The 19,962-nt window shown below is 44.6% G+C and carries 15 protein-coding genes and 2 pseudogenes (1 of these 17 only partly in view); 16 read left to right on the top strand and 1 reads right to left on the bottom strand.

The genetic code is table 11. The features are described from left to right. Positions 1 to 345: 345 nt before the first annotated feature. A complete protein-coding gene (locus R8389_RS05600; RefSeq protein ID WP_317637048.1) occupies positions 346 to 2,262 on the bottom strand; it encodes an ABC-F family ATP-binding cassette domain-containing protein in 1,917 nt (638 codons plus the stop codon). A gap of 223 nt (positions 2,263 to 2,485) precedes the next feature. Between R8389_RS05600 and R8389_RS05595 the strand changes: the two genes are divergently transcribed. The 16 genes and pseudogenes from R8389_RS05595 to R8389_RS05520 all read left to right on the top strand — a co-directional run. Next, positions 2,486 to 3,121, top strand: a complete 636-nt coding sequence (locus R8389_RS05595; protein ID WP_317637047.1) for a redox-sensing transcriptional repressor Rex — start codon at positions 2,486 to 2,488, stop codon at positions 3,119 to 3,121. Between the two features lie 169 nt (positions 3,122 to 3,290). After that, positions 3,291 to 3,575, top strand: a complete 285-nt coding sequence (groES, locus tag R8389_RS05590) for a co-chaperone GroES (protein WP_317637046.1) — start codon at positions 3,291 to 3,293, stop codon at positions 3,573 to 3,575. A gap of 16 nt (positions 3,576 to 3,591) precedes the next feature. After that, positions 3,592 to 5,217 carry a chaperonin GroEL gene (gene groL / locus R8389_RS05585; protein ID WP_317637045.1) on the top strand — a complete coding sequence of 542 codons (1,626 nt, stop codon included), beginning with the start codon at positions 3,592 to 3,594 and terminating at the stop codon, positions 5,215 to 5,217. Between the two features lie 159 nt (positions 5,218 to 5,376). Further along, positions 5,377 to 6,044, top strand: a pseudogene (locus R8389_RS05580) (DUF969 domain-containing protein). Beyond that, positions 6,044 to 6,967: pseudogene (locus R8389_RS05575) on the top strand (DUF979 domain-containing protein). The pseudogenes R8389_RS05580 and R8389_RS05575 overlap by 1 nt, the downstream one beginning before the upstream one ends. A gap of 26 nt (positions 6,968 to 6,993) precedes the next feature. Beyond that, positions 6,994 to 7,641 (top strand): pyroglutamyl-peptidase I, encoded by a 648-nt coding sequence (gene pcp, locus R8389_RS05570; RefSeq protein ID WP_317637044.1) that lies wholly within the window; start codon positions 6,994 to 6,996, stop codon positions 7,639 to 7,641. Between the two features lie 115 nt (positions 7,642 to 7,756). Continuing rightward, positions 7,757 to 10,357, top strand: a complete 2,601-nt coding sequence (gene mutS / locus R8389_RS05565) for a DNA mismatch repair protein MutS (protein ID WP_425604623.1) — start codon at positions 7,757 to 7,759, stop codon at positions 10,355 to 10,357. Positions 10,358 to 10,359: 2 nt separating this feature from the next. Then, positions 10,360 to 12,237 carry a DNA mismatch repair endonuclease MutL gene (gene mutL, locus R8389_RS05560; protein ID WP_317637043.1) on the top strand — a complete coding sequence of 626 codons (1,878 nt, stop codon included), beginning with the start codon at positions 10,360 to 10,362 and terminating at the stop codon, positions 12,235 to 12,237. A 4-nt stretch (positions 12,238 to 12,241) separates the two neighbouring features. Continuing rightward, entirely contained in the window at positions 12,242 to 12,826 is a 585-nt protein-coding gene (gene ruvA / locus R8389_RS05555) for a Holliday junction branch migration protein RuvA (protein WP_317637042.1), read from the top strand. A gap of 62 nt (positions 12,827 to 12,888) precedes the next feature. Continuing rightward, positions 12,889 to 13,884, top strand: coding sequence for a Holliday junction branch migration DNA helicase RuvB (gene ruvB / locus R8389_RS05550; RefSeq protein WP_317638256.1), 996 nt, complete (start codon positions 12,889 to 12,891; stop codon positions 13,882 to 13,884). Positions 13,885 to 13,950: 66 nt separating this feature from the next. Further along, positions 13,951 to 14,358, top strand: a complete 408-nt coding sequence (gene yajC, locus R8389_RS05545; RefSeq protein ID WP_317637041.1) for a preprotein translocase subunit YajC — start codon at positions 13,951 to 13,953, stop codon at positions 14,356 to 14,358. Positions 14,359 to 14,496: 138 nt separating this feature from the next. Then, a complete protein-coding gene (zwf, locus tag R8389_RS05540) occupies positions 14,497 to 15,945 on the top strand; it encodes a glucose-6-phosphate dehydrogenase (protein WP_317637040.1) in 1,449 nt (482 codons plus the stop codon). Continuing rightward, the gene (gene dinB / locus R8389_RS05535) at positions 15,938 to 17,074 is read left to right on the top strand and encodes a DNA polymerase IV (RefSeq protein WP_317637039.1); all 1,137 of its coding nucleotides are present in this window, start codon (positions 15,938 to 15,940) and stop codon (positions 17,072 to 17,074) included. The genes zwf and dinB overlap by 8 nt, the downstream gene beginning before the upstream one ends. Before the next feature lie 58 nt (positions 17,075 to 17,132). Continuing rightward, positions 17,133 to 18,089 (top strand): DHH family phosphoesterase, encoded by a 957-nt coding sequence (locus tag R8389_RS05530; protein WP_317637038.1) that lies wholly within the window; start codon positions 17,133 to 17,135, stop codon positions 18,087 to 18,089. Further along, positions 18,082 to 19,443 (top strand): DEAD/DEAH box helicase, encoded by a 1,362-nt coding sequence (locus tag R8389_RS05525; RefSeq protein ID WP_317637037.1) that lies wholly within the window; start codon positions 18,082 to 18,084, stop codon positions 19,441 to 19,443. Before R8389_RS05530 ends, R8389_RS05525 begins: the two co-directional genes overlap by 8 nt. A gap of 171 nt (positions 19,444 to 19,614) precedes the next feature. Further along, positions 19,615 to 19,962: the 5' portion of a hypothetical protein gene (locus R8389_RS05520; RefSeq protein ID WP_317637036.1), read on the top strand. Its footprint extends 171 nt past the window's final position; only the first 348 of its 519 coding nucleotides appear in the window; the start codon lies at positions 19,615 to 19,617; the stop codon falls past the right edge of the window.

Below are 19,962 nucleotides of genomic sequence, written 5' to 3'. Positions count from 1 at the left end.
CCATAAGTTTGCACCCATTGTTGGTCTATTAGGATATTTTTGCTAATGTAAATTTTAGCACAATAAGTCTTAATAAAAAATGGTTTTGGGGATGTACTAACTAGGGTTAAGTGCCACGACAAAGTGCAAAAAATACAAGAAAAATGGTGGAAGTAAATGTTAGAGATACGGTCAGGCAATAGACTATAACGATTGGCCAGTTATTAGAGCCATATAGCCTCGAACACTTAATTAGTCTGCTTCATGCCAACGTTGAATTATGATAATTTTGCAGCCGCCTGAATACCAAGGCAAGCGGCAAAAAAGCTTTGGATTAGGTCGTAGTCCAAAGCTTTTTTAACTTAATTAAAATTCATCTAGCTCGGTCAGAGCTGTTTCCCAGGCACTGTTGGCTTGGGCCAGGTCTTTTTCAATCGCCGTCAGCTGGTCTTGGAGCGGTCCCAGACGGTCGAAGTTAGTTGCAATCTCGGGATCCGCCATTTGCGTCTGCAGCTCTTCTTGCTGGTGTTCCAGTTGATCAATCCGGTCTTCAACTTCTTCAACCTGGCGCTGTAGTTTACGCTGCTGGGAGTCACGTTGTTTCTGCTCTTGATAAGACAACTTAGTTGGCTTGTCATCAATTTGACTACTGCTGGTGGCTGCTACGACTGCAGCACTTTGGTTATCTTGCTTGGCTTTTTCTGCTAAATAATAGTTATAGTTACCGTTGTAGAGTTGAGCCTGGCCATCTTTAACCTCGACAATTTTGTTGGCTAGCTGGTTAATAAAGTAGCGGTCATGAGACACAAACAAGAGAGTGCCGTCAAAGTCCTGGAGGGCCTGTTCCAAAACCTCTTTAGCCTCTAGATCCAAGTGGTTGGTTGGCTCATCCATTAGTAGGAAGTTATTATGTTCTAATGCCAAAACCGTCAAAGTTAACCTAGCCTTTTGCCCACCTGAAAGTTGGCTGACCGTCTTATCAATATCCTTGGCGGTAAACAAGAAACTAGCCAAAATCGAGCGCACATCCCGTTCTGGCATGGTCTTGTGGCGGTCCCAAATGGTATTCAAGACGGTTTGGCTAGGGTCGAGCAGTTGGAGTTCTTGGTCGTAATAGCCGGTATCGAGAGCTGCTCCGTACTTGATTGAACCAGCCTTAGCTTGCAGTTCCCGCATAATAGTCTTGAGCAAGGTGGACTTGCCAATCCCATTAGCGCCAATCACGGCTACGCGATCTCCTTGATTAATTTGTAAAGAAATATCCTCAACCATGGTCTTAGTGGGGTAGCCAATCGCCAAATTACGCAAAATCAAGACTTCCTTACCGGAAGGTCGGTCAGCCTTGAAGGTCATTCGCACCTTGGTCTTGTGCTTGGGCGGATTAATTCGCTTGAGCTTTTCGAGCTGTTTACGGCGGCTTTGAGCCCGTTTAGTTGTTTTGGCCCGGACGATGTTTTTCTGAATAAATTCTTCGTCCTTCTTAATTTTTTCTTGCTGTTTCTCGAAGGCTTCTTCCTGCTGGTGGTCGCGCAATTCGCGCTCTTGTACATAGTTAGTGTAATTGCCCTTGAACACAGTTAATTGGCCAAATTGTAACTCGAAAATCTGGGTAGCTAAGTGGTCTAGGAAGTATTGGTCGTGCGACACAACTAGGATTGCCCCAGGATAGTTTTTTAGGTAGCCTTCCAGCCAGTCCAAAGTATCGAGGTCAAGGTAGTTAGTCGGTTCATCGAGTAGGAGCAGAGGTGGTTTACGCAGGAGCAGCTTTACAAAAGCAAGCCGCGTCTTTTCACCGCCAGATAGATTAGCAATGACCTTGGACCAAGTCGCCTCAGGAAAGTTAAAACCATTCAAAATACTTTTGATGTCAGCCTGGTAAGTGTAGCCCCCTTTTTGCTCAAAATCGAACTGCAACTGGTCATATTGCTTTAATAGTTCTGGATTATGAGGTTGGGCGGTAATTTCTGCCTGCAAAGCGTGCAACTGTTGCTCCATCTTAATGAGCGCAGCAAAGACCTCGACCAGCTCGTCCCAGATAGTCTTATCTTCAGCTAGTCCGTTTTCTTGGGCAAGGTAACCGACCTCGACGGCCTTATTGACAGTAAATTCGCCCCGACTAGCCTCTTCCTCGCCCGTCATAATTTTGAGTAAAGTTGTTTTGCCAACACCGTTAGGCCCAACTAAGCCAATTCTGGCCTGGTCAGCAATTGAAAAGTTAACATGCTGAAATAGGGTGTTCGCCCCAAATTGTTTTTCTAAATCGTGTCCTTGTGCAATGATCATATTTTTTCACCTAGAAACTATTTTAGCATACGAAAAGAACTTACAGTGGGCCTCTTACTATTAAGCAAAGAAAGTTGAAAGTAGCCCTCGTTGACAGTGTTTGCAAGATTGTGAAAAAAATATTTGCAAATAGCGTAACGTTACGGGTAAAATAATACTAATTGATGAGCAATTCACAAGAAGAAGGCTCAGGCAATATTTAAGTTGGAGGCTCTTTTAAAAAATGGAAAAAATAAAAATACCCACGGCGACAGCTAAGCGCTTGCCGCTGTACTATCGCTATTTAATTATCTTAAACGAAGCGGGCAAAGATAAAGTTTCTTCAACTGAACTCTCGGAAGCAGTTCAGGTTGATAGTGCTTCGATTAGACGCGACTTTTCTTATTTTGGCGCGCTGGGCAAACGCGGTTATGGTTACGATGTCAAAAATTTGCTTTCCTTTTTTAAAAAGATTCTAAATCAGGATACATTGACCAATGTGGCCCTGGTCGGCGTTGGTAATTTGGGACATGCACTGCTCAACTATAACTTCAAGCGTAGTAACAATATTCGGATTTCTTGTGCCTTCGATATTGATCCCAAGATTACCGGTAAAATCCTAAGCGGGGTGCCGGTATACGGTATGAGCGAATTGAAGCAACAGTTGAGCGACCAACAGATTACAATTGCGATTTTGACGGTGCCATCGACCACTGCCCAACAGACGGCAGACGATATGGTCGAAGCTGGAATTAGGGGGATCATGAACTTCACCCCAATTCGACTCTCAGCTCCAAGTGGGATCAGGGTCCAGAACGTTGACTTAGCGACGGAATTACAGACCTTGATTTACTTTCTTGACGCCGATAAACCCAAGTAAGCAACAGCCTGCGGATAAGAGTTAAGAATAATTAGCACTTTAACTGAAAAAGTGCTAATTTTTTCTTGCATTTTATCTGAAAAAAGGTTATTATCTTAATTGTAAGTTAGCACTTGATGAATATGAGTGCTAACAATTAAAAAGATTTTTACTAATAGGAGGGACAAACGTGTTACAACCAATAGGTGATCGCGTGATCGTTAAAGTTAAAGAGGAAGAAGAAAAGACTGTAGGCGGAATCGTCCTTGCTTCGAATGCTAAACAAAAACCAACTGAAGGCGAAATTGTCGCGGTTGGTGAGGGAACTTATGCTGAGAATGGCAACAAGATTCCAATGACGGTGAAGACAGGGGACGTCGTCCTGTATGATAAGTACTCAGGTACTGATGTCAAGTACGAGGGCGAGAAGTACCTGGTCCTGCACGAAAAAGATATTTTAGCAATTGTTAAGTAGTTAGGGAGCGGATAAAATGGCAAAAGATATTAAATTTTCAGAAAAAGCAAGACGTTCTTTATTAAAGGGTGTTGACCAGTTGGCAAATACCGTTAAGGCTACGATTGGCCCTAAGGGTAGAAACGTTGTCTTGGAGCAATCTTATGGTAACCCGGATATTACTAACGATGGTGTAACGATTGCCAAGGCGATTGAACTGAAAGACCACTATGAGAATATGGGTGCTAAGCTGGTGGCTGAAGCAGCTCAGAAGACTAACGATATTGCCGGTGACGGTACTACGACTGCTGTTGTTTTGACCCAAGCAATCGTGCGCGAAGGGATGAAGAACGTAACTGCCGGTGCCAACCCAGTTGGCGTGCGGCGCGGAATTGAGAAGGCCACTAAAGCAGTTGTGGACGAATTACACAAAATTAGCCACACGGTTTCTTCAAAGGATCAAATTGCCCAAGTTGCTTCCGTTTCCTCAGCTTCCAAGGAAGTCGGTGACCTAATCGCTGATGCCATGGAAAAGGTGGGTAATGACGGCGTTATTACCATTGAGGACTCACGGGGAATCGAAACTGAATTGTCAGTGGTTGAAGGAATGCAGTTTGACCGCGGCTACCTGTCACAATACATGGTAACCGACAACGATAAGATGGAAGCTGACTTAGAAAGTCCTTACGTCTTAATTACCGACAAGAAGATTTCTAATATCCAAGACATCTTGCCACTTTTGCAAGAGATCGTTCAACAAGGTAAGTCACTGCTTATTATTGCTGATGATGTGTCGGGCGAAGCACTGCCTACTTTAGTTTTGAACAAGATTCGTGGTACTTTCAACGTCGTTGCCGTTAAGGCTCCAGGTTTTGGCGACCGGCGCAAGGAACAACTGCAAGATATTGCTGCCTTAACTGGTGGTACGGTTATCACCGAAGACCTCGGCCTTGAACTCAAGGACACTAAGCTTGACCAATTGGGTCAAGCACGTCGCATCACGATTACCAAGGATTCAACGACCATTGTTGATGGTGCTGGTTCGGATGAAGCAATTAAGGAGCGGGAAGATTCAATTAGAAAGCAAATTGAAGAAACCACTTCAGACTTCGACAAGAAGAAGCTGCAAGAACGTTTAGCTAAGTTGACTGGTGGGGTAGCAGTTATTCACGTTGGTGCTGCTACTGAAACTGAACTTAAGGAACGTCGCTACCGCATCGAAGATGCTCTGAACTCTACCCGTGCAGCTGTTGATGAAGGTTACGTTGCTGGTGGTGGTACTGCTCTAATTAACGTGATGGGTGTTGTTAGAGACCTTAAGGGTGACAATGACGATGAACAGACTGGGATTAATATCGTACTTAAGGCTTTGGCTGCCCCAGTTCGGCAAATTGCTGAAAATGCTGGTGAAGATGGTTCCGTCATCTTGAACAAGCTTGAAAGTCAAGCCAAAGAAGTTGGTTACAATGCCGCTGATGGCGAATGGGAAAACATGGTTGAGGCCGGTATCATCGACCCAACTAAAGTTACCCGGACCGCTCTGCAAAACGCCGCTTCGATTGCTGCCTTGCTGCTAACAACTGAAGCTGTCGTTGCCGAAATTCCAGAAGATAAACCGGCTGCTGATCCTGCCGCTGCTGCAGGTGCTCCTGGCATGATGTAGTTGATATAACTGAATATACGCTAAAAACTGCTCGCTTGAGCAGTTTTTTTGTAAGTTAAAATGCTGGCTTTCCGTCAAACTATTGACATTATATGATAACAATATTAATATGTTTACTTGTATTATTATTATTATTATTTTCACATGAAAGGATAGTTAATGGAATGCTTAAGTTTATTAGGCGTTTTAGTCATAGTCGTAGGGTTTGCACTCGGCCTGGATACTGTAGCCGTTGTGGTCATTGCTGCGCTTGTAACGGCATTAGTTTCAGGTATTGATTTTGTCTCTTTTTTACGGAATTTGGGTAAGGGCTTTGTTGATAACCGAATGGTATCCTTGTTTTTCCTGACTCTACCAACAATCGGTATTTTAGAAAGGCATGGTCTCAAGCAAGCCTCAGTTAATTTAATTAAGAAGCTGAAGAACTTGACGCCTGGTCGGATTTCGATATCTATACGGCAATTCGTGAACTGGCGGGCATTTTTGGTATTTCACTTCAGGGGCATGTTCAGTTTATTGCTCCCTTAATTAATCCAATGGCGCAGGCAGCGGGTAAAGTTAACGGAGAATTAACGGCTTTGGAAGTTGACCAAATTAAAGGCCGAGCTGCGGCCAGCGAGAATTTTGGAAACTTCTTCGCCCAAAACCTCTTTGTGGCCTCCTCAAGTGTTTTATTGATTTCAAGTACCATGAAGTCATTAGGTTACCCAGTTAATCCGTCAGGGATCGTGTTGAATACTATTCCGATTGCACTGATTTGTTATCTATTCTGTTTATATTATAACCACGCTTTTGATCAAAAGTTGCAAACAAAGAGGGAGAAATAATGGTCGCATTAGTTAATAATATGTTGCTCGGTTTTTTTATCTTAATCGGCTTGTTCTTTTTAGCAGCTGCGATTGAGTCGTGGCGCGATCAAACTAATTCAGTACGCTGGGGAACAGGACTATTTTGGTTCTTGTTTGCCTTATTGTTTGCCACTGGACAATGGCTTCCAAGTGAAGTCAGTGGCGGGTTACTCGTGGTAATTGCCTTACTGTCATTGTTTAAGCAGGTGCGTGTTGGTCATATTAAGAAAATAAATAAAAAGTTAGCTGACCAAACAGTAAAAAGGATCGGCAATTGGATTTTTGTCCCTAGTATCTTACTGGCTATTTAGGCACTCGTAATTGGTCAATTTACTAGTTTAGGCGGACAAGTTGGTATTGGCATTGCTGCGATTGTTTCCTTGATTATGGCCATGATTCTGACTAGATCAACTGCTAAAGTTGCCTATGAAGACACGCAAAGAATGGTGCGCTCAGTTGGTTCTGCTGGTATTTTACCGCAACTGTTGGCAACTCTGGGGGTAGTTTTTACTGCATCTGGGGTTGGAGACGTTACTGCCAAGGCTATTTCTGGTATCTTTCCCGTGGGTAATCACCTTTTGGGAGTCAGCCTTTATTGCATTTCGATGGCCTTATTTACAGTTATCATGGGTAATGCGTTTGCTGCTTTTGCCGTTATTACTGCTGGGATTGGTATTCCATCTGTAGTTGCTCAAGGCGGTTCGCCTGTTATTGTAGCTGCTTTAGGAATGACTGCAGGCTATTGTGGTACCTTGTTAACACCGATGGCAGCTAATTTCAATACTTTACCCGTTGCCTTGATGGAAATGAAAGACCCGTTAGGGGTAATTAAGCAACAAGTTCCAATTGCGCTGAGTATGCTAGTGGTTCATATTGTACTGATGTACTTTTTAGCCTTTTAAAATATAGAAGAGAAAAGAGAAAAATAATGAAAATTTTAGTCACAGGTTTTGATCCTTTTGGAGAAGATAAAATTAACCCCGCAATTGAAGCTGTTAATCGTCTAGCTGATGAGATAGCGGGCACCCAAATCGTTAAACTGGAGCTTCCCACCGTCTTTGGCGAGTGTGCCCGGGTGGTACATGATGCAATTGTGAAAGAGCACCCCGACTATGTGCTGAATATTGGTCAAGCCGGAGGCCGCGCAGCGCTGACGCCTGAACGGGTAGCCATTAACTTTGATGATGGCCGGATAGCTGACAACAAGGGCTATCAACCGATTGCCACCCCGATTCAAGCGGCTGGGCAAAATGCTTACTTTACCCAGCTGCCAGTTAAGGCGATGGTGCGGGCAATTCGGCAAGCGGGTCTTCCAGCAGCCGTCTCAACTACTGCCGGAACCTTTGTGTGCAATCATATTATGTACCAAGTACAATATATGATTGATCAGGAATTTCCTGAGCTAAAAGCTGGTTTTATGCACATTCCATTTTTGCCGGAGCAAGTAATTGACCGGCCAGAAATGCCCAGCCTTAGTTTAGTAGACGATGTCAAAGGCATTACCGCGGCAATTAAGACAATTGTCGACTTGGATGGAAAAGACGATATCCCGAGCGTTGAGGGCCAGATTGCCTAAAAATGATGAAGTGTAATATTAACCCCAACAGAAAAGAGATCGTTTAATTGCGGTCTTTTTTCTTTTAATGTCAAGTTAGGTATAATAGCAGTAAAGCAGAGAAAAAGAGGAATAGATGGCAAAAGCAAGTCTTACTCCAATGATGGAGCAATATCATAAAATTAAGCAACAATATCCCGATGCTTTTCTTTTTTATCGTGTCGGCGATTTTTATGAATTATTTGAAGATGATGCGGTTAAGGGTGCGCAACTATTGGAATTGACACTAACTCACCGGTCAAACAAGAGTGAAACCCCTATTCCAATGGCGGGGGTCCCTCACGTTGCAGTGGAATCTTATGTCGATACGCTGGTCGAAAAGGGTTATAAGGTCGCCTTGTGTGAACAACTAGAAGATCCTAAAAAAGCTCGGGGCATGGTCAAGCGGGGCATTATTCAGTTAGTGACCCCCGGTACACACATTAGTGACAAGCCTAGCCAAGCTAAGGAGGTTAACTACCTAGCCTCGGTGGTGACTACGAAAAATTCTTTTGGCCTGGCCTACAGTGATTTGTCGACGGGGGAGATGTTTGCTACGCATTTGAAGGCTTGGTCGGCAGTTGCTAACGAACTTTTGTCATTGCGCACGAGAGAAGTTATTTATAATGGTCACTTGAGTGACAGTGCCAGCGATTTTTTGCATCAGGCTAACATTACTGTTTCGGCACCGGCGGAGTTGACTGAAACACACGCTGAAATTTCCTTTGCCCAACAAAAGTTAACTAATCAAGCAGAAAAAGCAGCGGTGGCTCAATTAGTCGCTTATATTCTTCAAACGCAACATCGCAGTTTGGCGCACTTGCAGGTTGCGCGCAGTTATGAAGTGAGCCAGTATTTGCAGATGTCGCATACTGTGCAAGAGAATCTGGAGCTGATTGCGTCGGCTAAAACCGGTAAGAAGATGGGCTCCTTGTTTTGGGTACTGGATAAGACCCAGACAGCAATGGGTGGCAGATTGCTTAAGCAGTGGCTAGCGCGCCCCTTGTTAACTGTTGCTAAGCTGACTAACCGCCAGGAGATGGTCCAAGCACTACTTGATGGTTATTTTACGCGCGCGAGCGTGGCAGACGCACTCAAGGGAGTTTATGACTTGGAGCGCTTAACCGGGCGCATCGCCTTTGGCAATGTTAACGGTAGAGAACTGTTACAGTTGGCGCACTCTCTTGCAGCTGTGCCAACGATAATGGCAACCTTACAAAAGTCGGATAGTAAGATATTGCAAGATTTTGCGCAAAAGATTGACCCGCTCAAGGGTGTGGCGCAGTTAATTACTGCCACGCTGGTCGATCAGCCCCCAATTTCAACAACTGAAGGCAACTTAATCAGAGCTAGTGTAGATAGTCAGCTCGACCGCTACCGTGACGCAATGAACAATGGCAAAAAGTGGCTGATGGAAATGGAAAAAAGCGAACGACAGCAAACTGGGATTGATAATCTGAAAGTTGGTTTTAATTCTGTTTTTGGCTATTATATTCAAGTCACTAATTCAAATAAGAGTAAGGTGCCACTCGACCGTTATACACGCAAACAGACACTATCTAATGCGGAGCGGTACATCACACCAGAACTCAAGGAACATGAAAACCTGATTTTGGAAGCGCAAACTAAGTCAACTGAGTTGGAACATGACCTGTTCGTAAAACTTCGTGACGAAGTAAAGAAGTACATTCCAGCCTTACAAGACCTGGCTGCGCAGCTTGCCGCTATAGATGTATACTGCTCTTTTGCCCAAGTTGCAGAAGACAATAATTATTGTCGGCCTAGCTTTCACACTGATAATCAGGATGTAAAAGTTACCCTAGGTAGGCATCCGGTGGTTGAACAGGTAATGCAGGCTGGCTCTTATATCCCCAATGATGTTAAGTTAGCAGAAGATACCGATATTTTTCTTATTACCGGACCCAATATGTCTGGTAAGAGTACCTATATGAGGCAGATGGCCTTGATTGCCGTGATGGCCCAGGTAGGCTCCTTTGTGCCGGCCGCTAGTGCGGATTTACCAATCTTTGATCAAATTTTTACTCGGATCGGGGCAGCAGATGATTTAATATCAGGACAGAGTACCTTCATGGTTGAGATGACCGAGGCTAATGATGCCTTGATGCATGCCACTAAGCGTAGTCTGGTCTTGTTTGATGAGATCGGTCGCGGAACTGCTACTTATGACGGCATGGCTTTAGCTGGTGCAATTGTCCAGTACTTGCATGATGAGATTGGGGCCAAGGTACTGTTTGCCACCCACTTCCATGAATTGACGGCTATGGAGCAGACCCTACCCCGCCTCAAAAACATTCATGTTGGTGCGACAGAAGAAAATGGCAAGTTGATTTTTTTGCACAAGATTTTGCCGGGGCCGGCCGACCAGAGTTACGGCATCCACGTGGCTCAACTTGCTGGGATGCCGCGCAAGGTTTTGCGTCAGGCCACTAAGTTATTGAATCGACTTGAGGCACAAGGCAGCAACCTTAACCCAACTTCAGCCCAGCTTGACTTATTCAGTGTAGATCAAGCAAGCCAGGAACAAGACGCTATCGGTACTGCAGGCAAGGCCGAACGGTCAGACAAGGAAAAAGATATTTTGGACGATATTTCCAATCTTTATTTAGCAGATCAAACACCACTGCAAGTGATGCAGTTAGTTGAAAGTTGGCAAGCAGAATTAAGGGATGAGCAATAATCATGGCTAAAATTCATGAACTGTCGGTTAACTTAACCAACCAAATTGCGGCTGGTGAGGTAATTGAAAGACCGGCTAGTGTAGTCAAAGAATTGGTCGAAAACGCGATTGATGCTGGTAGTAGCCGTATTCGGGTTGACGTGATTGATGCTGGACTCAAGCAAATTATCGTTCAGGATAACGGTTCAGGTATTGCTGGTAACCAGCTGGAGCTTGCTTTTACCAGGCATGCAACAAGTAAGATCAATACTGAGCATGACTTGTTTAACATAAGTACCTTAGGTTTTCGCGGCGAAGCATTGGCCTCGATTGCCGCTGTTAGTCAGGTGGAAATTCTGACTAATACCGGTAACGCGGCCGGCACGCGAGCAGAATTTACGGCGGGGACTAAAACGATTCAGGAAGATGCTGCTGCAGTCCAAGGTACCCAAATTACAGTTAAGGACCTATTCTATAATACGCCAGCGCGACTAAAGTATTTGCGTAGTCCACGTACGGAAATGATGAAAATTGTTGATATTATTAACCGCCTTGCTTTGGGCTACCCGCAAATAGCGCTTACCTTGGTTAATGAAGGGCGAACCTTGTTGCAAACAGCTGGCAATGGTAACTTGGGTCAGACGGTGGCTAATGTCTACGGACGTAATATTGCCAGTAAAATGATTCCATTCAGCAGCAGTGACAGTGATTTTACGGTTTCTGGATTAATTTCCAAACCGGAACTCACCCGGTCAACCCGCAACTTCATCTCACTTTTGTTGAATGGTCGCTACATTCGAAACTTCCAGCTGGCAGCGGCAATCTTGGATGGCTATGGCACTAATCTGGCGGTTAAGCATTACCCGATCGCAGTGGTGCAAATTGAGACCGATCCACTGTTAGTCGATGTAAATGTCCACCCCACTAAGCGTGAGGTGCGATTATCTAAGGAAACTGGTCTGCGCCGGTTGATTACTGGGGCAATTAGTGACGCACTACTGGACAAAGAAGTTCAAGGCTCGGCGCTAGCCAACTTGAGGGCAACTAGGGCAACAACCTTAGTTGATCAACTGCAATTTAACTTAAACAAAAATGTGGTCGAAACTGAGCGTGCCCCGGTAGTGGATGAGGTCAATGAAAGCCCAGCAACGCAAATAGACAGCAAATCGCACCAGCAATATGTTGACTTGAATCAACCGCGTGATGATGATCGTTATCTAATTACTAAAACTTGGCAAAAAAATGTTGCTCGGCAAGAGCAGCTTACCCCTTTTCCAACTGCCGGCGGGAAAACGGTTATCTCCAAAGGAGATGAACGTTTGGGGAGTAGCCTGCCCGAATTAAGCCTGGTGGGACAGACGCGTAGCTATCTGGTGGCGGCTAGTGCTGGCGATTTATACCTAGTTGACCAGGTAGCCGCTCGGCGGCTTATCAGTTTTCACCAGATTAAGCGTGAACTTGACGGACAGCAGCAGATCAACCAGCAGGGTTTGCTTACTCCTTTAATGTTAGAATTCGGCAATTTGGAGTTTATCCAGATTAAGGAAAAGTTGAACGAAATCAAAAAAATTGGTCTCTTCCTCGAAGACTTTGGGCAAAATACTTTTGTTTTGCGGTCCTATCCCACTTGGCTCAGTGGAGAGCTAGAAAAGTCAGTGCGCGCTATCCTTGACCGTTTCTTGAATGTTGACCAAAACAATTTGGCCAACTTGTTTAAACACATTGCTGCTGATCAGGCGCAACGGGCAGTCACTGGCCGTAAAAAATTAACGACGGCGGATTGCGAAGACCTTTTGGCGCACTTACGAGCACTGACTGACCCCTACCATGATGCTAACGGTCAGGTAGTAATTGTGCAGTTGCGGCAGAGTGAATTACAAAAAATGTTTAAAAAGGATTAAGTTAATGTATGAATATTTAGCTGGAAAAATTAGTGCAATAAAGCCGAACTACCTTGTTATTGATGTTGGCGGTGTGGGCTATAAAGTCTTCAGCCCCACTCCCTTTGCCTACCAAGAGGGCCAAAAGGTCCAAGTTTTTATTGAACAGATTGTCAGGGATACTGGCATTGCCCTGTATGGTTTTCGATCTGAAGCAGACAAGGGGCTTTTTTTGAAGTTGCTTAGTGTGAGCGGAATCGGACCCAAGTCGGCCTTGGCGATTATGGCTGCCGAGGATAGTAACTCGCTTGCTGCGGCTATCGAGCAAGGTGAGGTCAAGTACTTGACCCATTTTCCTGGGGTGGGCAAGAAGACGGCGTCGCAAATTGTGCTCGACTTAAAGGGCAAGTTGGGCGACTACGTTCAAAAGCTTAACCAAGCTAGCGACCAAGAAGTCGGACCAGAGTTAAACGATGCGCTACTGGCCTTACTGGCTCTGGGTTATACGCAAAAAGAAGTCGACCGCATTACGCCTAAGTTGGCAGAAGAAGATGAGTTAAGCGCTGAACAATATATTAAAAAAGGCTTGGCCTTACTTCTTAAGAAGTAATTATTGCTATAATGGAAGTAAAGTATTAGAGGGGAGTGAAACAGGTGGCAGATAATGAAAAGATGCTTGTTTCGGCTGAAAGTCAGGGACAAGCGGAAGAGCAGACGGAATTCACGTTGCGCCCGCAGACGCTGGACGAGTATCTGGGCCAGGAGCGGGTCAAAAAAGAGCTGGCAGTATATATTGAAGCCGCCAAAAAGCGTGATGAAGCCCTCGACCATGTTCTGTTATATGGACCACCTGGTTTAGGAAAGACAACCTTGGCATTTGTAATTGCCAATGAACTCGGGGTGCACTTAAAGAGTACGAGTGGCCCCGCCATTGAGAAGGCGGGGGACCTAGTTGCCTTGCTGACCGACCTAGAGCCAGGTGATATTTTGTTTATCGACGAGATTCACCGCCTGGCTAAGCCGATTGAAGAAGTACTCTATTCGGCGATGGAAGATTACTATGTTGATATTGTCATTGGTGAAGGTCAGACAACTCATGCGGTTCACGTTCCGCTGCCACCCTTTACCCTGATTGGTGCAACAACTCTGGCTGGTCAACTGGCAGCGCCGCTGCGTGATCGCTTCGGGATTGTGGAGCATTTGCAGTATTATAAGACCGCTGAATTAGGCAAAATTATTAGCCGGTCTAGCGCGGTTTTTAACATTAAGATTGCACCCGCGGCTACCCAGGAACTGGCTCGGAGGTCAAGGGGAACGCCGCGGGTGGCTAACCGTCTGCTCAGGCGAGTGCGCGATTTCGCCCAAGTTAAGGGTGAATCAGTAATTTCCTTTCCGACTACGGCAGCTTCGCTTAAGCAGCTGCAAGTTGATGATGAAGGTCTAGACCAGACCGACCGTAAGATTTTGCAGGTAATTATCAAGAACTATCACGGTGGACCGGTTGGTATTCGGACGCTGGCCGCTAATACGGGAGAAGATGTGGAAACAATCCAGTCTTTATACGAACCCTACTTATTGCAGCAAGGTTTTCTGTTGATGACGCCGCGCGGGCGGATGGTAACAAAGAAGGCGTATTTGCAGCTAGGGCTGCCTGTTCCAAATGAGTAGTGCAAATACGCAATAGTTTTTGTATAATTAACTTGATTGATATTTTTAAACTGATGAGGTGTAAAATTGAATACTTTATTTTTAGCAGCTAATACCGGCATGAATAGCATCTGGACAATTGTAATTTTTGCAGTTGTGATTGGCTTGATGTACTTTACCATGATCAAGCCCCAAAAGAAGCAGCAACAGCAAAAAATGGAAATGATGAACGAGCTGAAAAAAGGTGACCACGTGGTCATGATTGACGGACTCCATGGTAAGATTGACGCGGTTAACACTGAAGATAAGACCGTAGTGGTTGACGCTGATGGGATCTACCTGACCTTTAACCGGATGGCAGTGCAGCAGATCATCCCTGCCGCTTCTTCTGAACCAGTGGAAGCTGAACCCGCCAAAGAAGCTAAACCTGCTGAGCCGGCTAAAAAGCCAACAAAAGACCAAGCAAATGATTCTAAAGATGATTCAGCAGAATAGCAAGAAGTGCCAGTTTGGCACTTTTTATTTTGGCTAGTTTGGTAAGATTTTGCTTAACTGGGGTCAAAGACTAAAGTTTCTAAAGAAAGTATTATAGAATAAGACTAATCAAAAGTATTTTAGGGAAAGGATCTTTTCATGAAAAATATTCCAGTGGTGATGATTATTTTTGGCGGAAGCGGCGATCTGGCTCACCGTAAACTTTATCCAGCCCTGTTCAATCTCTATGAACAGGGACTGATTCACGATAATTTTGCGGTTATTGGCACCGCCCGCCGCCCGTGGACCAATGACTTCTTGCGCGATCAGGTCAGTGACGCCGTTCATGAAACGCACAGTGCCGTCAATGAAAATGACTTAAAAACCTTTGCCAGTCACTTTTACTACCAATCTCATGATGTGACCAATATTGACCATTACAAGACACTCAAAAGTTTAGCCCAGGAACTTGATGACCGCTATAGTGCCCAAGGTAATCGAATTTTTTATATGGCGATGGCCCCACGCTTTTTTGGTACGATTGCGGAACATATCAATGACCAGCACCTGACTAGTACGGGCTTCAATCGGATTGTAATAGAAAAACCATTTGGCCGCGATTTAGCTTCGGCTGAAAAGTTGAACCAACAAATTACGGCTTCCTTTACTGAAGACGATATTTTCCGGATCGATCATTATTTAGGTAAGGAAATGATCCAGAATATTTTGCCGCTGCGGCTGACTAACCCGCTAATTAAAAACGTCTGGAATAATTCTACAATTAAAAACATTCAGGTAACCTTGGCCGAGCAGCTCGGCGTTGAAGCGCGGGGAGGCTACTATGAAACTTCAGGTGCTCTGCGGGATATGGTTCAAAATCATATTTTTCAAATTATTACCCTGCTGGCGATGCCCGAGCCTGAGGACTTAAGCTCTAAGAGCATTCATGCTGCTAAACAGGAATTATTGGATAGTCTACTGATTCCTAGTGAAGCTGAAATTGCCCGGCACTTTGTGCGTGGTCAGTATCTAGGGAGTGATACAACTTTTGCCTACCGGCAGGAAGCTAATGTTGCGGCTGATTCAACCACAGAGACTTTTGTGGCTGGTGAGGTCAAGTTTAAGCAGGGACCCGTGGCGGGAATGCCGATCTACTTTAGGACGGGTAAGGAGATGCGGGAAAAGAAGAGCCGGATTGACATTGTGTTAAAACACATGTCCAACTTATACGGTCAGGCCCATTCTAATAACATCACGATTGTGATCGATCCCGACATGCAGATTTACATTACGATTAACGGCCAAAAAATCAATGAACCTGGTATTCGGCGTGAAAATTTGGGCTACCATTTTGCAAAAGAAGAAGAAGCCCAAGTACCAGATGGCTATGAACGGCTTTTACGGGATGTTTTTGTCAATGATGCAACTAATTTTACCCAATGGAACGAACTGAAGAAATTCTGGCTCTTTATTGATGCGGTTGAAGCGGCCTGGCAAAAAGATAACCAAGCTGGACAAGAACCAGCTCAGTACTTGCCATATCGCATGGGGCCAAGGGCTGCAAGTGAAATATTTGAGTCAGCGACTGAGCGCTGGATTTATGAATGACTATAGCGACGGCTTGCTCCCGCAGAATGACACCCACCGCAAAATCATCCATATTGACATGGATGCCTTTTATGCTGCTGTTGAAATTCGCGATCATCCCGAGCTTAAAAATAAGGCGGTGGTCATTGGCCAAGATCCCCGCAACAACAATGGGCATGGGGTCGTTGCAACTTGTAATTACGTTGCCCGGCAGTTTGGTGTCCATTCAGCCATGGCCTCGGCTAAGGCGTTGCGGCTGGTTCCCCAAGAGAAGTTGAAGTTTTTAAACCCAGATTTTGCCAAGTATCGTCAGGTTTCGCTAGCGATTCATCAAATGATGGCTGAGCTGACTGATACTATTCAATCGATTGCTTTAGATGAAGCTTACTTGGACGTGAGCCAGAATAAACTTGGCGCTACTTCATCAGTTCAACTGGCCATTGATTTGCAGGCACGCATAAGAAAAGAAGTTGGCTTGAACTGTTCGTTCGGTGCAACATATAACAAGTTTTTAGCCAAAATGGGGTCGGAGTACTCGAAGCCCCTTGGGCGGACAGTCATTCTGCCAAGTGAAGCCAAGTCATTTTTAGCCCGGCAAAAAATTGCTAACTTTCACGGTATTGGTCCCAAGACACAGGCTCGATTAGCTGAGCTGGGGGTTTATACCGGTGGTGATTTGCAAAAAATGCATGTTCGCCAGCTGATTGATCAATTCAATCGTGCGGGTTATATGATGGCTGCGCATGCTAATGGTATTGACTTGTCGCGAGTAGTCCCTGATAATGAACGTAATCGTAAGTCAATTGGAATTGAGCGTACTTATGAGCCTTGTGTCTATGATGAGCAAGTAGCCCTGACCAACATCAGGAATTACGCCCTTGACTTGTCGGAGAAATTGCAAAATCGTGAATTTTTTGCTAACACTATTGTTTTGAAAATTCGCAATAATGATTTTGAAACAGTCACTAAGCGTCATAAGTTAGACCATGCGACCAATGCTTCAACTGAAATTTATGAAGCTGCGCGCGCCCTGTTTGATCCTCTGGCCACGCAATTCTTAAATGTTGGTATCAGATTGCTTGGTGTTACCGCAACGGACTTTTCTGAGGCAGACTTCGAGAACATTACTTTAGACTTGTTTACAGATTGAGTAAGTTTTCTGGTAAAATAGTTAAAGTACTAAAGAATATTTTTTAAGGAGAAATTAAATGAACACATTTGCAGAGATTTATCAAAAAATCGAGGAATACTCCACCATTATTTTGCATCGTCACACCAGCCCAGATCCAGATGCTTTAGGCTCGCAAGCTGGACTTGCACGGTCATTAAAGTTGGAATTTCCTGACAAGCGGATTCTGTGTGCTGGCGACAATGATGAGGGTGACCTGGCTTGGATTAATAAAATGGATGACGTCAAGGAAGAAGACTACCATGGTGCTTTGGTAATTACGACCGATACCGGTAACACGGCTCGCATTGCTAATAAGTTATATGACCATGGTAAAGTGCTAATTAAGATTGATCACCATCCCAACGTTGAACCATACGGTGACCTGAATTACGTTGAAGAAGATGCCCCTGCTGCTTCGCAAATTGTGGCTGAATTCATTATGGAGCGAAATTTGCCCCTGACAGCTGAAGTTGCATATCCCTTATATGCTGGTCTTGTAGGCGATACTGGGCGGTTTATGTATTCAGAAACTAATGTTCATACCTTCTTAGTGGCCGCAAAGTTGACATCAACCGGGATCGACATTAACGAAATTGCCCGTAACATTAGCGATGTGACCTTTGAGCAAGCTAAGTTACAGGCAGAGACATTGGATAGCATGAAGGTTGATCCTAGTGGTGCCGCCTATGCTGTTTTAACCCAAAAAATGTTGGATAAGGTCGGAGTTGATGCGGAACAGGCAGCTTGTACAGTTTCTACCCCGGGCCGAATCAAGGACATCATTGCTTGGAACGTGTTTGTAGAAAAGCCAGACGGTACTTTCAGAGTGCATTACCGGTCCAAGGGTCCTGTAATCAATGACTTAGCCGCCCAACATGATGGTGGAGGTCACGCTCTAGCCAGTGGTGCCAATGCTAAGGACCTGGCGGAAGTAAAGCAGGTCTTTGCTGAACTGGTTGAAGTAACTAAGAAATACCAGGAGAAGCATGAGTAATATTTTTCAAGATGAACAGCTCAAACCTGCCGTTAGGTCGGGCCTGACCAAGATTAACTTCAGTACCCCAACGCCGGTTCAGGAAAGAGTGATTCCGGTTTTACTGGCGGGTCAGAATACAGTAGTCCAAGCTGTTACTGGGTCGGGCAAGACTCACTCCTTTTTAATTCCGGTGCTGAATGAGCTCGATGAAGGTTTGGAGTACCCGCAGGCCATCTTAACTGCTCCTAGTCGTGAATTATCAGAACAACTCTATCAGGTTGCCCGGCAATTGCGTGATGCGACGGGACTCAATATTTCAATTGCACACTTTGCGGGGGGCAGTGACCGTGACCGCCAGCTGAAGAAACTAGCTAATCACAAACCGCAAGTGGTTATTGCAACACCGGGGCGTTTACATGATTTTGTGGAAAAGAAACTACTACCCCTTGATGAGGTAAAAAGTTTCGTCATTGATGAGGCCGATATGACTTTAGATATGGGCTTTTTGAGCGATATCGACTTCATTGCCCAGAGAATGCCTAGAAGTACTACCTTTGCTGCATTTTCGGCGACCATTCCAGTTAAGTTAAGCAATTTTTTGCGTAAGTACATGTCCAAGCCAGAGCAGATTGTTATCGATAATCCGGCTGTAATTTCGCCAACTATAAAAAATGACCTAATTGACGTTGGTGCGAAGAAGCGCAAGCGGGTTTTATACCAACTATTAACGATGGGGCAGCCCTACTTGGCTTTGGTTTTTGCTAATACCAAACAAACGGTTGATGAGTTAACACGTTTCTTACAGGACGAAGGCTTACGCGTTGCTAAGATTCATGGCGGGATTACCGAGCGTGAACGTAAGCGCACCCTGCGCGAGGTTAAGGCTGATCAGTACCAGTACGTTGTAGCTACAGACCTGGCCGCCCGCGGCCTTGATATTGATGGTGTTAGTTTAGTAGTCAATTATGAGCTTCCGCGTGATCTGGAATTTGTGGTGCACCGTATTGGGCGGACTGGGCGCAATGGGATGTCTGGTCATGCCGTGACTTTAATTCGTGAAGATGAAATGAAGAGTATTGCGGGCTTGGAAAAGATGGGGATTCACTTTGATTTTGTGGAAATCAAAAATGAGGAATTAGTTCCGCGTAAACACTACCGCAGTCGCCGTGACCGTAGTGCAACTGTTCATGATGTTGACACTAAGGTAAAAGGCTATGTAAAAAAGGTCAAAAATAAGCGCAAACCTGGCTATAAGAAAAAAATCAAACAGGTGATTCAGCGTGATCGGGCCCAGAAACGTAAGCTTGAGCAGCGTCATCAGCTTAGAAAGGCAATGCGTCAGCGTAAGGCACGCCATGATAGCCAAGCATAAAAAGGCAAAACTGGATTTTCAGTTTTGTCTTTTTATTTGATTAAACTAATGATTACTGCAAATAAAATTTATGGTATTTTTTAACAGTTAGCCTTGTTAAGTTGCCGAAAAACTGATAAATTTAAACTATCTAGATTACAAATTAATACATTTTAGGCAAAAGGAGGAAATATGGAAGTTATTGAACATGAGCAAGTACTGCTGGAAAAATTATCAAACTGTTCGCGAAAAAGGTACCGGGTAGTAGATTTTTGTGAAGATGCAGCTATCAGTCGGCGGCTTTTTTACCTGCGATACCACAATATGAGTGACATGTTTACGGAAGTGCTGAAAATTCAGATTAGAAGAACCTTGCGTTCTAATAGTGGAGAATCAATTACGCAAATGTTTTTCCGCATGCTTGAAAAAATCAAAAAAAACAAAATTTTTTATGCTAATATTCGGTTAATTTCAAAGGATCCACGAATCTTTTACCATAACTTACGTAAGGAATATGCGCAAGCAATTGAAAATTATTTG

The sequence above is a fragment of the Lactobacillus xylocopicola genome (assembly GCF_033096005.1).
Classification (GTDB): domain Bacteria; phylum Bacillota; class Bacilli; order Lactobacillales; family Lactobacillaceae; genus Lactobacillus; species Lactobacillus xylocopicola.
The sequence above is the reverse complement of the archived record's forward strand: the minus strand, read 5'-3'. Positions and strand labels throughout refer to the sequence as shown.

Excerpts from the sequence above, each read along its gene's own strand:
- R8389_RS05600 (WP_317637048.1), bottom strand. The coding sequence starts at position 2,262 with ATGATCATTGCACAAGGACACGATTTAGAAAAACAATTTGGGGCGAAC.
- R8389_RS05595 (WP_317637047.1), top strand. The coding sequence starts at position 2,486 with ATGGAAAAAATAAAAATACCCACGGCGACAGCTAAGCGCTTGCCGCTG.
- groL (WP_317637045.1), top strand. The coding sequence starts at position 3,592 with ATGGCAAAAGATATTAAATTTTCAGAAAAAGCAAGACGTTCTTTATTA.
- pcp (WP_317637044.1), top strand. The coding sequence starts at position 6,994 with ATGAAAATTTTAGTCACAGGTTTTGATCCTTTTGGAGAAGATAAAATT.
- mutS (WP_425604623.1), top strand. The coding sequence starts at position 7,757 with ATGGCAAAAGCAAGTCTTACTCCAATGATGGAGCAATATCATAAAATT.
- mutL (WP_317637043.1), top strand. The coding sequence starts at position 10,360 with ATGGCTAAAATTCATGAACTGTCGGTTAACTTAACCAACCAAATTGCG.
- ruvA (WP_317637042.1), top strand. The coding sequence starts at position 12,242 with ATGTATGAATATTTAGCTGGAAAAATTAGTGCAATAAAGCCGAACTAC.
- ruvB (WP_317638256.1), top strand. The coding sequence starts at position 12,889 with ATGCTTGTTTCGGCTGAAAGTCAGGGACAAGCGGAAGAGCAGACGGAA.
- zwf (WP_317637040.1), top strand. The coding sequence starts at position 14,497 with ATGAAAAATATTCCAGTGGTGATGATTATTTTTGGCGGAAGCGGCGAT.
- dinB (WP_317637039.1), top strand. The coding sequence starts at position 15,938 with ATGAATGACTATAGCGACGGCTTGCTCCCGCAGAATGACACCCACCGC.
- R8389_RS05530 (WP_317637038.1), top strand. The coding sequence starts at position 17,133 with ATGAACACATTTGCAGAGATTTATCAAAAAATCGAGGAATACTCCACC.
- R8389_RS05525 (WP_317637037.1), top strand. The coding sequence starts at position 18,082 with ATGAGTAATATTTTTCAAGATGAACAGCTCAAACCTGCCGTTAGGTCG.